Annotated in this window: 16 protein-coding genes; 6 read left to right on the forward strand and 10 right to left on the reverse strand. The window is 64.1% G+C overall.

Annotation, left to right across the window (positions count from 1 at the left end):
* Positions 1-27: 27 nt before the first annotated feature.
* Positions 28-768: an enoyl-CoA hydratase/isomerase family protein gene (locus tag OE747_RS16730; RefSeq protein WP_263829696.1), complete on the reverse strand. Its 741-nt coding sequence runs from the start codon at positions 766-768 to the stop codon at positions 28-30.
* Between the two features lie 162 nt (positions 769-930).
* Between OE747_RS16730 and OE747_RS16735 the strand changes: the two genes are divergently transcribed.
* From OE747_RS16735 to OE747_RS16745, 3 genes are read left to right on the forward strand one after another with little or no spacing between them, the layout of a single operon-like run.
* Positions 931-1,536: a glutathione S-transferase family protein gene (locus OE747_RS16735; protein ID WP_263829697.1), complete on the forward strand. Its 606-nt coding sequence runs from the start codon at positions 931-933 to the stop codon at positions 1,534-1,536.
* Entirely contained in the window at positions 1,533-2,267 is a 735-nt protein-coding gene (locus OE747_RS16740) for an SDR family NAD(P)-dependent oxidoreductase (protein ID WP_263829698.1), read from the forward strand. Before OE747_RS16735 ends, OE747_RS16740 begins: the two co-directional genes overlap by 4 nt.
* The gene (locus OE747_RS16745) at positions 2,261-2,875 is read left to right on the forward strand and encodes a 2-hydroxychromene-2-carboxylate isomerase (protein WP_263829699.1); all 615 of its coding nucleotides are present in this window, start codon (positions 2,261-2,263) and stop codon (positions 2,873-2,875) included. The genes OE747_RS16740 and OE747_RS16745 overlap by 7 nt, the downstream gene beginning before the upstream one ends.
* On the opposite strand, the gene OE747_RS16750 is transcribed toward OE747_RS16745, so the two are convergent.
* The 8 genes from OE747_RS16750 to OE747_RS16785 are packed head-to-tail and all read right to left on the reverse strand — an operon-like array spanning position 2,862 to position 10,416.
* A complete protein-coding gene (locus OE747_RS16750) occupies positions 2,862-3,644 on the reverse strand; it encodes an IclR family transcriptional regulator (RefSeq protein WP_263829727.1) in 783 nt (260 codons plus the stop codon). The genes OE747_RS16745 and OE747_RS16750 overlap by 14 nt on opposite strands.
* A gap of 17 nt (positions 3,645-3,661) precedes the next feature.
* The gene (locus OE747_RS16755; protein WP_263829700.1) at positions 3,662-4,690 is read right to left on the reverse strand and encodes a phosphotransferase; all 1,029 of its coding nucleotides are present in this window, start codon (positions 4,688-4,690) and stop codon (positions 3,662-3,664) included.
* 10 nt (positions 4,691-4,700) lie between these two features.
* Positions 4,701-5,351: a histidine phosphatase family protein gene (locus OE747_RS16760; protein ID WP_263829701.1), complete on the reverse strand. Its 651-nt coding sequence runs from the start codon at positions 5,349-5,351 to the stop codon at positions 4,701-4,703.
* 3 nt (positions 5,352-5,354) lie between these two features.
* The gene (locus OE747_RS16765; RefSeq protein WP_263829702.1) at positions 5,355-6,356 is read right to left on the reverse strand and encodes an NAD(P)H-dependent flavin oxidoreductase; all 1,002 of its coding nucleotides are present in this window, start codon (positions 6,354-6,356) and stop codon (positions 5,355-5,357) included.
* Between the two features lie 13 nt (positions 6,357-6,369).
* On the reverse strand, positions 6,370-7,299 hold the full coding sequence (locus OE747_RS16770; RefSeq protein WP_263829703.1) for an SDR family NAD(P)-dependent oxidoreductase: 930 nt from the start codon (positions 7,297-7,299) through the stop codon (positions 6,370-6,372).
* Between the two features lie 10 nt (positions 7,300-7,309).
* Entirely contained in the window at positions 7,310-8,128 is an 819-nt protein-coding gene (locus OE747_RS16775) for an SDR family NAD(P)-dependent oxidoreductase (RefSeq protein ID WP_263829704.1), read from the reverse strand.
* Between the two features lie 9 nt (positions 8,129-8,137).
* Complete coding sequence (locus OE747_RS16780) at positions 8,138-9,253, reverse strand: acyl-CoA dehydrogenase family protein (RefSeq protein WP_263829705.1); 1,116 nt, start codon at positions 9,251-9,253, stop codon at positions 8,138-8,140.
* A gap of 5 nt (positions 9,254-9,258) precedes the next feature.
* Positions 9,259-10,416, reverse strand: coding sequence for an acyl-CoA dehydrogenase family protein (locus tag OE747_RS16785; RefSeq protein WP_263829706.1), 1,158 nt, complete (start codon positions 10,414-10,416; stop codon positions 9,259-9,261).
* A 138-nt stretch (positions 10,417-10,554) separates the two neighbouring features.
* Here OE747_RS16785 and OE747_RS16790 point away from each other — a divergent pair, with 138 nt between their 5' ends.
* A complete protein-coding gene (locus OE747_RS16790) occupies positions 10,555-11,550 on the forward strand; it encodes an NADPH:quinone oxidoreductase family protein (RefSeq protein ID WP_263829707.1) in 996 nt (331 codons plus the stop codon).
* 5 nt (positions 11,551-11,555) lie between these two features.
* Here the strand turns inward: OE747_RS16790 and OE747_RS16795 are convergent, their stop codons facing one another.
* Positions 11,556-12,212, reverse strand: a complete 657-nt coding sequence (locus OE747_RS16795; protein WP_263829708.1) for a histidine phosphatase family protein — start codon at positions 12,210-12,212, stop codon at positions 11,556-11,558.
* A 56-nt stretch (positions 12,213-12,268) separates the two neighbouring features.
* On the opposite strand from OE747_RS16795, the gene OE747_RS16800 reads away from it, so the two are divergent.
* Together OE747_RS16800 and OE747_RS16805 are read left to right on the forward strand one after the other, a co-directional pair.
* On the forward strand, positions 12,269-13,093 hold the full coding sequence (locus OE747_RS16800) for an enoyl-CoA hydratase-related protein (protein ID WP_263829709.1): 825 nt from the start codon (positions 12,269-12,271) through the stop codon (positions 13,091-13,093).
* A gap of 10 nt (positions 13,094-13,103) precedes the next feature.
* A complete protein-coding gene (locus OE747_RS16805; RefSeq protein WP_263829710.1) occupies positions 13,104-13,574 on the forward strand; it encodes a MaoC family dehydratase in 471 nt (156 codons plus the stop codon).
* The last annotated feature ends 94 nt before the right edge of the window (positions 13,575-13,668 follow it).

A 13,668-nucleotide genomic window follows, 5' to 3' on the forward strand; every position in this document is an offset into this window, starting at 1 on the left:
CCCGAGAAAAGTACGTAGGAATACGCATCACCCGATCATCGCCCGCATCGCAGCCCGCGTTTCCGAGTTGAACCAACCACCGTCTGGCGCGTTGCCGCCCGCCGCGATCTCATTCCCGATCAGCGCGATGGTCGCGCCTCGGACCTGTTGTTTGACCTTGGCATAGGTAACTGGCGGGATCTGAGCCAGTGCCCGTGCCTCGGCCAGGGCGCGCGTATGGACGTCATCGTCCAGCACGTCGGCGATACCGGCCGCATGCGCGGTTTGCGCGTCGATGGGCTGCCCCGTCAGCATCAGCCGACGAAGCATGTCGGGCGACAGGGTCGCGCGGGCAATCTCCATGGGGCCAACCGGGAAATCGGCGCCCACCCGCACCTCGGCCAGTCCAAGCCGCGCCTTGGGCGATACAACGCGCAGATCGCTGCCCAGCACAAAGAACAGCCCACCCGCGATGGCGGCGCCGTTGACGGCGCAGACCGTGGGTTTTGGACAGGCAAAGAGCGCCAGGAACCCTTCGTTCAGCCCCCTCACGATGGCGTGCTGCTGCGGAATGTCGAAATGCTGCGCCTCCTTGAGGTCGAGGCCCGCGGACAGAACCTTGAACGGGCTGGTCAGGACGATGGCCCGCACCGTCTGGTTCTGTTCCAGTTTTGCGATGGTCGCGGCAAACTCGGTCAGGAACGGCGCGCTCAGCGCGTTCACCGGCGCCCGGTTCAGCACCAGTTCCGCCAGCCCACCCTGATGCATCGTCACAAGAACTTCGCTCACATTGTCCTCCATCGCTTGCGCAGCCTAGTCGGGCTGAGCCCCGGACGTCGAGTAGCAAACCCGGCTTCCGCAACACAAGATGCGTAACGTCACAACCGGAGATGTTGACACTTTGCTTGGGCGGTCCCTAGCCTGATCCAGGGTCACTGATGAGGGTCAAACATGAAGCTCTATTTCGCTCCGGACACGCGCGCGGTACGCATTGCCTGGCTGCTCGAGGAGTTGGGGATCACCTATGACCTGGAAAGGTTCATGCTGGGCGATCCGACCATGCGCAGCCCCGAGTATCGTCAGGTACATCCATTGGGTCGCGTGCCGGTGCTTGTCGATGGCGATGTGACCCTTCACGAATCCGGGGCGATTGTCGAATATGTGCTGGCCCGACACGGCCAGGGTCGTCTGTGCCCCGAAACTGGTTCAGCCGAATTCCCCAACTACCTGCAATGGCTGCATTTTTGCGAAGGCATGCTGATGCCTCCGATCAACACGATCGTGGTGGAAACGGTTCTGTTGCCACCGGATCGGCGCAACGAGGTGAATGTGAAGCGGGCCGTGAAACTTCTCAATCAGATGCTCGCCGCGGTAGATAGGCACATGGAGGAAAGAGAGTATCTGGCGGGCGCGTTTTCGGGTGCCGATATCATGACCGGGCATGCGGTGATCACCTCTGCCCGGTTGGGGGGCGATTTCGCCGATAAACCCAACCTGCAACCCTATGCCGACCGGCTGCTGGCCCGGCCTGCGCTGCAAAAAGCGAACGCGCTGTGAGCGCGCCGGTCGCGCTGATCGTCGGTGCTGGTGACTATATCGGTGCCGCCATCGCGCGCCGGTTTGCGCGGGGCGGTTTCACGGTCTGCCTCGGGCGTCGAAACGGTGACAAGCTGCTCCCGCTGGTCGAGGATATCCAGTCCGAAGGCGGCCTGGCGCATGGCTATGCCATGGACGCGCGGGACGAGGACAGTGTTGTTGATCTCTTCGCCCGGGTCGAGAGCGAAGTCGGGCCGATCGAGGTCGTGATCTTCAATGTCGGTGGCAATGTCCGCTTTCCCATCCGGGACACCACCGCGCGGGTTTTCCGCAAAGTCTGGGAAATGGCCTGTTTTGCCGGGTTCCTGACCGGAAGAGAAGCGGCGCGTCATATGGCTCCGCGCGGTCGTGGCAGCATCTTTTTCACCGGCGCCAGTGCCTCGATGCGCGGCAATCCGGGGTTTGCGGCCTTTGCTGCTGGCAAGGCCGGGCTGCGCGCGCTGGCGCAGAGCATGGCCAAGGAGCTTGGGCCTCAGAACATCCATGTCGCGCATCTGGTCATCGACGCGGGCGTCGATACCGCCTTTGTCCGGGAACGGATGCAGCAGGCGGGCCGCGATCCTGATACACTGCCACCAGACACGCTGATGTCGCCGGATTCGGTGGCCGAGGCTTATTGGATGCTGCACCAGCAGACACGGGATGCCTGGAGTTTTGAGTTGGACCTGCGGCCCTTTGGAGAAAGATGGTAATGCAAGAGATTGAGTTCGTTTATGATTTCGGCAGCCCAAATGCCTATCTCGTGCATCGGGTCTTGCCCGCGCTGGCTGCACGCAATGGGGCTGTTGTGCGCCCGTCTCCGGTGTTGTTGGGCGGAGTTTTCAAGGCGACGAATAACCAATCCCCGATGGAGGCGTTTTCGCGCGTCCGTCACAAGCTGACTTATCAGGCACTGGAGCTGCAACGCTTCGTGCGGCGCCACGGCCTTGTGTTCCACATGAACCCGCATTTCCCGGTCAATACGCTCCTGCCCATGCGTGGAGCGATTTTTGCGCGCGGAAAAGATTGGGAAAACAGCTATATGGATGCCATGTTTAATGCGATGTGGGTGCATGGCCAGAACCTTTCCGAACGACATGTCTTCGAAGAGGTGCTGCGAGAGAGCGGCCTGCCTGTGCGGCGCACGCTGGAGGCGGTCGAGACGCCCGAGGTCAAGCAGGCACTGGTCGATGCAACGGCAAGGGCAGTGGAACGCGGCGTGTTCGGTGCGCCCTCCATGCTGCTGAAGGACGAGCTGTTTTTTGGCAAGGACTCGCTGCCGGATCTGGAGTTCGAGTTGGAAAAGGCTAGCCAGGGGTAAGGCTCAGAGCCTTTCCTGCCGCGATCAGCAGCGGTGCATAGGTGTTTTCCAGTTCCTCGACCGTGATATGAAAGCTGGGGCCGCCCACGTTGAGGCCGTGCACCCGGCTACCGCCCAGCGAGACCACCGGCACAGCGATGGCATTCACATCGGCGCGCCAGTCGCCATAGCCGGAGCAATAGCCACGCGCACGGTACTGTTCGACCGCGTTGCGGGCTTCAGCCTCCAGCGCTGCGATCTGTTGACCCGTATCCCGTGCACCCGCCTGAATTGCCGCGCTCCGATCTTCCTCGGTCATACCCGCCAGAATGGCGCGCCCCATTGCGGAGCGGAACAGCGGCAGGCGGGAGCCGACATGCATGCTGAGCGAGACATTCTCGCGCGAGCGCGAGACCGCGACATAGACCGCTTCGGCTCTGTGCGCCTCTCCCAATGCGGCGGTAATATAGGGGTTGGCACCTGCGCGCAGGCTGCGCAACACTTCGGCGGCGCGGTCGCAGATATCCATGCCCGCCAGCACGCCCATGCCCAGTTGCAACACGCCCACGCCCAACCGATAGGCGCCGCTTTGGCGGTCCTGCACCAGATAGCCCAGCTGGCACAGAGTATGGGTCAGGCGCGAGACGGTGGGTTTGGGCAGGCCGGTCCGCTCGGACAGGTCGGTATTGGTCAGTAGCACCTCGCCGGGGCGAAAGCTGCGCAACACATCCAGCCCCCGCGCCAGCGCGGTGACAAAGTTGCGATCCTTGCCCTCGGCCAGCCCGTCCATATCGCCGCCCTGCCCGCTCACCCGCGCAGCGCCCTCAGCCCGTTTTGCGCGAATACGCCCACATACTGACCCAGCCGACGGGCGCGTTCGGGATTTGACGCATTGCCATCGAGCGCGCGTTTATAGACGCCCTGGATGATCGCCGCCATCCGGAAGAAGTTGAAGGCAAGGTAGAAGCCGAACCGGTCGATCCCGCCGATCCCGCGCCGCGCGCAGTAAGCGGCGATGAACTCGGCATCGGTGGGTAGGCCCAGCGCGGCACGGTCGACACCGGCCAGCCCGCGCCCCTCCTTGCCCGGCGGCATCTGCCATTGCATGATCACGGCAGCCAGATCGGCATAGGGGTGGCCGATCGTAGACAGCTCCCAATCCAGCACGCCCAGACAGCGGGTACCGCCCTTTTCGAACATCATGTTGTCGATCCGGTAATCGCCATGCACCAGCGTGCGCTGGCCGTCATCCTCGGGCATCTCCTGCCCCAGAGCCTCGATCAGCGCGTCCATATCGGCAATAGTGTCGGTTTCCGAGGCCCGGTATTGCTTGGTCCAGCGTGAGAGCTGGCGTTCGAAGTAATTGCCCGGCGGGCCGTAATCGGACAGGCCCACCGCGTCGATATCGACCGAATGCAGCGCCGCCAGCACCCGGTTCATCTCGTCGATGACGGCGGTGCGGGTGGCGTTGGTCTCGCCCTCCATCGTCGGTTCGTAGAAATTGCGCCCGTCCAGATGCTCCATCACGTAAAAGGCCGAGCCGATCACCGTGTCATCCTCGCACAGCAGGTACATGCGCGGCACCGGCACATCCGTGCCCGCCAGCGCGCTTTGCACCCGGAATTCACGATCCACCGCATGGGCGGATTTGAGCAAGACTCCGGGTGGCTTGCGCCGCAGCACATAATTCTGCGCGGGTGTTTTCAGCAGAAAGGTCGGGTTCGATTGGCCAACATCGAATTTCCGCGCCTCCAGCGGCCCGGCATAGCCCGGCAGATGGTCGCGCAGATAGGCATCAACCGCGCTCAGGTCGAGGCTTTGGGTCGTGTCGCTCATATCCTGTCCCTCAACTATAGCTCAGCATATCCGCATGGGCCGGTTGGGCAAAATGCGGGGTTGCGTTGAATTCATGCAAAAAGAAGGCGCGCGGGGTAAAGATGAACCGCGATATGGCGGTGTTCTTAACTTGCAGGTTCAGCGCGATCATCTGCTCGGGCGGCGCGCTCAGCGCGGCGGCGGTCAGTTGCCCGATGGCCCCGCCCGAGCTGATCACCAGCACCCGTTCGGCCCCCTCGCGGGTGGCCTGCTGGCGCGCGGCCTCGATCCGGGCGGTGAACTGGGTCCAGCTTTCGCGCGCGCCCGCAACCCCGCCACCCTGCCATTCGCGCAAAACATCCCGCAGGGTGCGGAAATGCGTCTTGCGGTCATGCTGCACCGGATCGGGAATGGTGCCGCCGAACTTCACCCGCAACAGGTCGTGGAAATCGTACTCGTTCCAGCCCGCGTGTTCCTCGGGCGCGTCCGTGAACCCCATGCTGCGCAGGGTCTCCTTCTGCCGCGCCAGTGTGCCAGTGACCAGCCGGTCGGGCACCCAGCCCATCTCGCGCAACGCAGCACCCACCAGTTCCGACTGCCGATGACCCAACTCGCTCAGCCGGTCATAGTTGTCCGACCCGAACGAGGCCTGCGCATGGCGGATGACGATCAGTTCCGCCATGGCTCAACCGGTGAATTCGGCGGCCAGCCGCGCGCCCGCCGCGCGATACTCGCGGTCGATCCGGTCCACCAGATCACCCACCGGCACGATCTGGTGCACATCGCCCACGCCCTGCCCCGAGCCCCAGATCTCTTTCCAAGCCTTGGGCTTGGAGGAGCCCTGGCTGAAATTCATTGAACTGGCATCGGCCGAAGGCAGGTTGTCGGGATCCATCCCGGCGCGTTCCACCGATTTCTTAAGGTAGTTGCCGTGTACCCCGGTAAAGAGCGAGGAATAGACGATATCCTCGGCGGTGCTGTCGACGATCATCTGCTTGTATTCGGGCTGCGCATTGGCCTCATTCGTGGCGATGAAGGGCGAACCCATATAGCCGAAATCGGCCCCCATGGCGCGGGCGGCCAGCAGGCTTTCGCCACAGGCGATGGCGCCCGACAGGGCCAGCGGCCCGTCGAACCACGACCGGATTTCACGGATCAGTGCCAGTGGCGATTGCTGCCCGGCGTGCCCCCCGGCGCCTGCGGCCACGGCGATCAGCCCGTCGGCGCCCTTTTCGATGGCTTTCTTGGCGAAGGTGTTGTTGATCACGTCATGCAGCACCACGCCGCCACAGCTATGCGCGGCCTCGTTCACCTCGACCCGGGCACCCAGCGAGGTGATCCAGATCGGCACGTTCCAACGGCTACAGATCTCCAGATCCCGCTCCAGCCGCCCGTTCGAGCGGTGCACGATCTGGTTTACCGCAAAAGGCGCCGCCGGGTGGTCGGGGTTGTCCTGGTTGTGGCGGTCCAGTTCCTCGGTGATGCGTTTCAGCCAGGCCTCGAGCAGCGGTGGCTCGCCCTCGCCCTCGCGCGCGTTGAGTGCCGGGAACGCCCCCACGATCCCTGCCTTGCATTGCGCGATCACCAGATCGGGCACCGAGATGATGAAAAGCGGCGAGCCGATCAGCGGAATGCGCAGGCCGCGCAGAGCAGGCGGCAGATGGCTTTCGTCACGGGTCCAGGTCATGTCTTTCACTCTCTCATGCTCCCCAGGGCAGGTCGATGCCACGCGCCTCGGCGGCCTTGCGGGCGTATTTGCGGGTCTGGCTGAACGCGTCGGTAAATTCGCGCTTGCCCTCCTCATCCTGCACCGATGCAAAGCGGGCGGCGATCTCCTCGGGCGTGTTGGCGCTGCCTTCCAACAGGATGCCTTCGGTCTCGAAAATGCGGGTCTGCGCGTAACAGCCCGCCCCGGCGCAAAGGATCACGCGCGAGGGCGCGTCCTCGCTCACCAGATACAGAAGGCCCGGCGTGATCGTTTCGGGCGCCAGCAGCGCCAGCGCCTGTTCGGGGATCAGCGCCTCGGTCATCCGGGTCGCGGCGGTCGGCGCCAGACAGTTGACGCGGATATTGTCGCGCGCGCCTTCGAGATGCAGCACGTTCATCAGGCCCATCATGGCGGCCTTGGCCGCACCATAGTTGGCCTGCCCGAAATTGCCGTAAAGCCCCGAGGCGGAGGAGGTGAAGACCACCCGGCCATAGCCCTGTTCGCGCATGATCGGCCAACAGGCATGGGCCACATTGGCGCTGCCGATCAGATGCACGTCGATCACCTTGCGGAAATCGCCCATGCTCATCTTGGCAAAGCTCTTGTCGCGCAGGATGCCGGCGTTGTTGACCACGATATCGACGCGGCCCCATTGGGACATGGTCTGGGCAACCATGTCAGCCACCTGCGCCTCGTCCGCCACATCGGCCCCGTGCGCGATGGCGTCGCCGCCCATGGCGCGAATCTCCTCGACCACCGCCTGCGCGGCGTCGGACGAGGCACCGGTGCCATCGGTCGCGGCCCCCAGATCGTTGATCACCACCCTGGCGCCGCGCGCGGCCAGTCCCAGCGCATGGGCGCGTCCTAGACCCGCGCCCGATCCGGTGACAATCGCCACCCGTCCGTCGAAACGAATGTCCATCCCCGCCCCCTTACAGCGCCTTTTCAAAGATGTTGCGGCCGGACATCACGTTGATTCCGCCCGAGACCGGGATCACCGCCCCGGTGACATAGGCGCCGCCGCGCCCGCAAAGGAACAGCATGCACCCGGCGATATCCTCGTCCCGACCCACCCGGCGCAGCGGCACGTCGCTGCCGACCTTGGCGCGTTTCTCCTCGTCAGCGGTGGCAAAGGCCGTCATCCGCGACACGAAGGGCCCCGGCGCCAAGGCGTTGACGGTGACGGCATAGGGCGACAATTCCTTGGCCATGATCTTGGTCAGATGGATCACCGCCGCCTTCGACGCCGCATAGCTGTAGGCGCCATCGCCCATCGGCACCTCGCCCATGACCGAGCCCACATTGACGACCCGCGCCGGATCATCGACCGAGCCGCTTTGCATCAGCATCGGCAACAGCTTCTGGGTCAGATCAAAGACGCCGGCCACATTGACGGACATCACCTTTTCCCAAGCCTCATGCGGAAACTGACCCATAGGCGCACCCCAGGTGACACCAGAGTTGTTCATCAGGATATCAAGGGTTTCGGTGCGACTCTTTACCTCCGCAACCAGCGCGTCGATACCCTCCTTGCTGCCCACGTCGCCCGCGAACCCCTCGGCCGTGCCCGGGGCACCCAGCGCGTTCAGCTCGGCAGCGACCGCTTCACAGGCATCGCCCTTGCGCGAGGCGATCAGCACGCGCGCGCCTGCCCGCACCAGCGCCTCGGCTGCCATGCGCCCGATGCCGGTGGCGCCGCCGGTGACCAGCGCGGTCTTGTCATGCAGGGAAAACAATGTCTCAGGTGTCATGATAAATCCTTAAAATCCGCGCGCTTGCGCAACGATGTTTGCGTGATATCCGTAATCGCCCAGCCATTCGGCCCCGACGCGCGCGCGTTTCATGTAGAAGCCCATATCGAATGCGTCGGTCATGCCGATGCCACCATGCATCTGCACCCCCTCCTGCACTGCGCGCTGTGCGGTGTCGGTGGCGCGTGCCTTGGCCAGCGACACGGCCAGCGCGGCATTCTCGGGGTCTTCGTCCAGCATCCGGCCCGCGTTCAGGATCGCCGAGGCGGTCACCTCGCATTCGCACCAGAGATGCGCGGCGCGGTGTTGCAGCGCCTGAAACGCACCAATTGGCACCCCGAACTGCTTGCGTTCCTTGAGATATTCGACGGTCATGCCAAAGGCGCCTGCGGCCAGCCCGGCCATCTCGGCCGCCAGCGCCGCCTGACCGGCGCGCAGCGCGGGGGCCAGAACGGTCATCGCGTCATCAACCTGGCCCAGCACATCCTCACCCGTAGCGATCACATCGGCAAAGGTGATCCGCGCCGCGTCACGGCTGTCGATCATCGCCTGCCCCTCGCGGGTGATGCCGTCGCGGTCAGCGGGCAGGTCGAACAGGGTCAGCCCCGCATCGGTTCGTGCCAGCACCAGCAGCCGGTCTGCATTGGCCCCGTCCACCACAAACCGCTTTTCGCCGTTCAGGCGGAACCCGTTGCCCTCGGCCCGCGCCTGCATCTGCGTGGCCTCGGGGTCGAACTTGGCGCCCTCGTCGATGGCCAGCGCATAGGTGACCTCGCCGCTGGCGATCCGAGCCAGCGCCTGTACCGCGCGGGCATCCGACACTTGCCGCAGCGCGGTGGCAGCGATCACCGCCGTGGACAGAAACGGCGAGGCGACCAGCGTCTTGCCCATCTCGCCGGCCAGCGCGCAGGCGGCGGCGTGGCCCATGTCGCTGCCCCCGGCCTCTTCGGGGACCAGTACCCCGGCCCAGCCCATCGCGGCCATTCCCGACCAGAGCGCCCGGTCCTGCGTCTGTCCCGCATCCCGCAGCCCGCGCAGATGCGCCACCGGGGCGGCCTGATCCAGGAAACCGCGCGCGGCATCGGCCAGCATGACCTCTTCTTCTGTACGTACCAGTTTTGCCATCTGCCCTACCCCGGAAGCCCAAGAACGCGTTTGGAAATGATCGACAGCATCACCTCGGAGGTGCCGCCCTCGATCGAATTGGCCTTGGTCCGCAGCCAGTTGGGCGCGCGCCCGTCCTCCCAGACCAGCGCGTCGGACCCGCCCGCCGCCATCACCAGTTCCAGATTGCGCTTGTTCAGCTCGGTTCCCATGTATTTCAGCATGGCCGAGGCATCGCCCGCGCCCTGCCCGGCCTCGGCCTGATCCTTGTAGCGCTCCAGTGTCAGCGCCACCGCCAGCCCATCCACCTCGGCCCGCATCGCATCGGCGCGCAGCACCGTGTCGGTGCTGCCGCTGTCGGCCAGCACTGCGCCAAGTGCGCGGCCCGAGCCCATGGTGCCACCCGCGGCCGATATCATCTCGCGTTCGTGCGTCAGCAGGTATTTGGCCACGTCCCAGCCGCGATTGACCTCGCCTACCACCTGTTCGCGCGGTACCTCGACATTGTCAAAGAAGGTCTCGCAAAACGGCGACGCGCCCGAGATCAGCTTGATCGGCCGCGTGGTCACGCCCGGGCTGGTCATGTCGAGCAGGATGAAGGAAATGCCCTTGTGCTTGGGCGCCTCGCGGTCGGTGCGCAGCAACGCAAAGATCCAGTCGGCCTGATCGGCGTAAGAGGTCCAGATCTTCTGCCCGTTGACCAGCCAGTGATCGCCCTTGTCCTCGGCCCGGCTTTGCACATTTGCCAGATCCGATCCCGCGCCCGGCTCGGAATAGCCCTGACACCAGCGGATTTCGCCGCGCGCGATGGGCGGCAGGTAATGCAGCTTCTGCTCATGCGTGCCGAAATGCAAAAGCGCCGGTCCCAGCATCCAGATGCCAAAGCTTTGCAGCGGATAGCGCGCGTTCAGGCGGCGCATTTCCTGGTGGAACACCTTCTCCTGATCGCGGTTCAACCCGGCGCCGCCATACTCGACCGGCCAGGTCGGCACCGTATACCCCTTGCTGACGCAACGTTGCAGCCAGGTACGCTGCGCTTCTGACGTAAAGTTCCAGTTCTTGCCGCCCCAGCAAATGCTAGCCTCGTCATTGCGGCCATCGCGCATGTCTGCGGGGCAATTCGCCTCCAGCCAGGCGCGCAGCTCGTCGCGGAAGGCGGCAATCGCCCTATCCTCTTCGGCCATGTCTCCTCCCCATATACCGATATCTGTTTTGCAGAGCAGAATTGCATTTCGATATCCGGTTGACAACCGAGGGGGCGGGCCAAAGACTTGACGTCAAATCGCGGTACGCACGCGTCCGCAACAGGGAGAAAGACCGATATGAAAGCCATGCTGAGCACCGCCGTGGGCGGCCCCGAAACGCTGGAGCTGACCGAACTGCCCGACCCCACGCCCGGCAAGGGAGAACTGCTCTTGCGTGTCCATGCGGCGGGGGTGAACTTTCCCGATACGCTGATGATCCGCGACCTCTACCAGATGAAGCCGCCCCGCCCCTTTGCCCCCGGCGGCGAGATCGCGGGAGAAGTGCTGGCCGTGGGCGAAGGAGTCAGCACCTATGCGCCCGGTGACCGGGTTCTGGCACTGACCGGGCATGGCGGCTTTGCCACCCATCTGACGGTCAAGGCCAACGTCGCGGTCAGGATTCCCCACGAGATGCCCTATGAGGATGCCGCCTGTTTCATCTTTACCTATGGCACCTCGCATCATGCGCTCAAGGACCGCGCCGCGCTGCAACCAGGCGAAACGCTGCTGATCCTGGGCGCCGCCGGGGGCGTTGGCGCCGCCGCGATCGAGCTGGGCAAGGCCGCTGGCGCGCGGGTGATCGCCGCCGTCTCAAAGCAGGAGAAGGCCGAGTTCTGCCGCCAGATCGGCGCCGACGAGACGCTGATCTATCCGCGCGAACTGGACCGCGACGGGCAAAAGGCGCTGTCGGGTGAGATCAAGAAACTCGCCGGGGGTGACGGGGTCAATGTGGTCTATGACGCGGTGGGCGGCGCCTATGCCGAACCCTGCCTGCGCGCGATGGCCTGGCAGGGGCGCTATCTGGTCGTCGGGTTCCCGGCGGGCATCCCCAGCATCCCGCTGAACCTGACCCTGCTCAAGGGCTGTCAGATCGTCGGCGTGTTCTGGGGCGCCTCGGTGTTCCGCGACCCCAAGGGCCATGCGGAAAACGTCGCCGACCTGTTCCGCCTCTATGCCGAGGGCCGGATCAAGCCGCAGATCTGCGCGCGTTTCCCGCTGGATCAGGCGGGCGCGGCGCTTGAGATGATGCAGGACCGCAAGGTTCTGGGCAAGGTCGTCATCACGATGGGCTGACCGGATCACCCCAGATGCGAAATGTCGTTGTACCCCCGGACAGCCATCCGTTCGCCATGTATCACAAGGCGGCTGATGGACCCGTTATGCGCGCCGTTAAAGGCAAACGCCTGTGCCCCGCAGGCCATTGCAAGCGCGGCGCCGATGACGCCGCCATGAACGAATACCGCGACCCGTTGGTCGGGATGTCGCGCGGCGATGCGCAACAGTCCCGACCGCACCCGCGCATGCAGTTGCGCGGTGGTTTCGGCACCGGGGATTTCGCCCCACTCCTGTCTGTCATGGGCGCGCTGGATCACGGGATCGCCATGCGCGGCCCGGATCCGGTATTCGCCGGTATCCCAGTCGCCCAGGAAAACCTCGCGAAGGTCCGGCTCCACCATCGGTTGCAGGTTCAGATGCCCCGCCAGCGGGGCGGCTGTCTGATGGGTGCGGCGCAGCGTGGTGACATAGATCGCCGCCAAGGGTTCGGACTTCAGCCGCTCGCCGACCGCGAGTGCTTGCGCTTCGCCATTGGGGTGCAATTCCGGGTCGCCATGCCCATCGACCGTGGGAAACGCTTCGCCCGGGCGCGCGGCGCGGCTTTCACCATGCCGGATCAGCAAGAGATCCGCCGCGCCCTGCGGCGGCATATAGACAGATTGACGATATTCCTGGGTCATCCGCGCCTCATGTTCAGTTGCGCGCCGATGGTGCCCTCAGACGGAAAGGAATTGCAATGACCCGCCGCCAGATTGAAACCGGCAGCACCCTCGTCCTGTGTGAGGTCTCAAACCACGTCGCCACGATCACACTGAACAACCCGGAAAAGCGCAACGCCATGTCCGGGAACATGACCGACGCCCTGTCGCATCTATTGCTGGCACTCGATCTCGACCCCGAGGTCTGGGTCCTGATCCTGACCGGCGCGGCAGGTGCGTTTTGCGCGGGTGGCGATGTGTCCAGCATGGGCGGCGCCCTCGCGGGCGGTACGGACCCCGATACCGATGCCATGATCCGCCGTTTGCGCCATGCCCAGGAAACCGTGGGGCTGCGTCTCTACAACCTTGGCAAGCCGACAATCGCGGCGCTGCCCGGTGCGGCGGCAGGGGCCGGCATGTCCCTGGCGCTGGCCTGTGACCTGCGGGTGATGGCTGACAGCGCCTTCCTTCTGCCGGCTTTTGGCGCCATAGGTCTGTCTGGGGATTTTGGCGGAACCTGGCTGCTCAGCCAGTTGGTTGGTCCCTCGCGCGCGAAGGAAATCTATTTCACCAACCGCCGGATCAGCGCCCCGGATGCGCTGGCGTTTGGTCTTGCGAACCGGGTTGTTACCGATGACGATTTGCAGCAAGCAACTGAAAGCCTCGCCGCCGAGATGGCTTGTTTTGCACCAATGGCGCTGCGCTATATGAAGGAAAATCACAATCGCGCACGGGTGACCGATCTGCAAACCTCGATGGAGATGGAGGCGGACCGGATGATCCGAACGCTGCAAAGTGCGGACCATGCCGAGGGTGCCCGTGCCTTCATGGAAAAGCGCAAACCAGTATTCACAGGACGTTAGGAAAGAACGCATGTCAGCACTCGCTCGGGCACTTGCGGCCGAACAGAAGAAAATCGGCACTGAAATCGGTGTGTCGAACTGGATCACCGTCGATCAGGAGATGATAGACCGTTTTGCGGAAGTGACACATGACGACCAGTGGATCCATGTCGACCCAGAGCGGGCCGCCCAAGAAACCCAATTTGGTGGCGCCATCGCGCACGGGTTTCTGACGCTGTCTCTGGCCAGCCGCTTTGTCTATGACGTGCTGCCCGAACAACCCGGGCAGGTCATGGGCATCAACTATGGCTTCAATAAGGTCAGGTTCCTTGCTCCCGTCCTCGCTGGATCACGCCTGCGCGGGCGGTTTGTCCTGAAGGACGCGCGCCAGCGTTCGGCAACCAAACTGCTGCGCGAACACGCGATGACAGTAGAGATCGAGGGTGGCAAAGCCCCCGCACTGGCGGCTGACTGGTTGGGGCTCACCATATTTGCCGACTGAGACCGAGACCGAAGCAACCTGTTCGAACAAGCGAACTTTCACCGGTATGGGTGACAGCAATGTGGACAGAACAGGTTATTCCCGTTTAAGAGAT

This window comes from Ruegeria aquimaris, assembly GCF_025751555.1.
GTDB lineage: Bacteria > Pseudomonadota > Alphaproteobacteria > Rhodobacterales > Rhodobacteraceae > Ruegeria_B > Ruegeria_B aquimaris.

What these genes read in the sequence shown, in the direction of transcription:
- OE747_RS16735 (WP_263829697.1), top strand. Translation starts at nt 931, where the DNA reads ATGAAGCTCTATTTCGCTCCGGACACGCGCGCGGTACGCATTGCCTGG.
- OE747_RS16765 (WP_263829702.1), bottom strand. Translation starts at nt 6,356, where the DNA reads ATGACCTGGACCCGTGACGAAAGCCATCTGCCGCCTGCTCTGCGCGGC.
- OE747_RS16755 (WP_263829700.1), bottom strand. Translation starts at nt 4,690, where the DNA reads ATGAGCGACACGACCCAAAGCCTCGACCTGAGCGCGGTTGATGCCTAT.
- OE747_RS16780 (WP_263829705.1), bottom strand. Translation starts at nt 9,253, where the DNA reads ATGGCAAAACTGGTACGTACAGAAGAAGAGGTCATGCTGGCCGATGCC.
- OE747_RS16790 (WP_263829707.1), top strand. Translation starts at nt 10,555, where the DNA reads ATGAAAGCCATGCTGAGCACCGCCGTGGGCGGCCCCGAAACGCTGGAG.
- OE747_RS16750 (WP_263829727.1), bottom strand. Translation starts at nt 3,644, where the DNA reads ATGGACGGGCTGGCCGAGGGCAAGGATCGCAACTTTGTCACCGCGCTG.
- OE747_RS16745 (WP_263829699.1), top strand. Translation starts at nt 2,261, where the DNA reads ATGGTAATGCAAGAGATTGAGTTCGTTTATGATTTCGGCAGCCCAAAT.
- OE747_RS16800 (WP_263829709.1), top strand. Translation starts at nt 12,269, where the DNA reads ATGACCCGCCGCCAGATTGAAACCGGCAGCACCCTCGTCCTGTGTGAG.
- OE747_RS16760 (WP_263829701.1), bottom strand. Translation starts at nt 5,351, where the DNA reads ATGGCGGAACTGATCGTCATCCGCCATGCGCAGGCCTCGTTCGGGTCG.
- OE747_RS16770 (WP_263829703.1), bottom strand. Translation starts at nt 7,299, where the DNA reads ATGGACATTCGTTTCGACGGACGGGTGGCGATTGTCACCGGATCGGGC.
- OE747_RS16795 (WP_263829708.1), bottom strand. Translation starts at nt 12,212, where the DNA reads ATGACCCAGGAATATCGTCAATCTGTCTATATGCCGCCGCAGGGCGCG.
- OE747_RS16805 (WP_263829710.1), top strand. Translation starts at nt 13,104, where the DNA reads ATGTCAGCACTCGCTCGGGCACTTGCGGCCGAACAGAAGAAAATCGGC.
- OE747_RS16785 (WP_263829706.1), bottom strand. Translation starts at nt 10,416, where the DNA reads ATGGCCGAAGAGGATAGGGCGATTGCCGCCTTCCGCGACGAGCTGCGC.
- OE747_RS16775 (WP_263829704.1), bottom strand. Translation starts at nt 8,128, where the DNA reads ATGACACCTGAGACATTGTTTTCCCTGCATGACAAGACCGCGCTGGTC.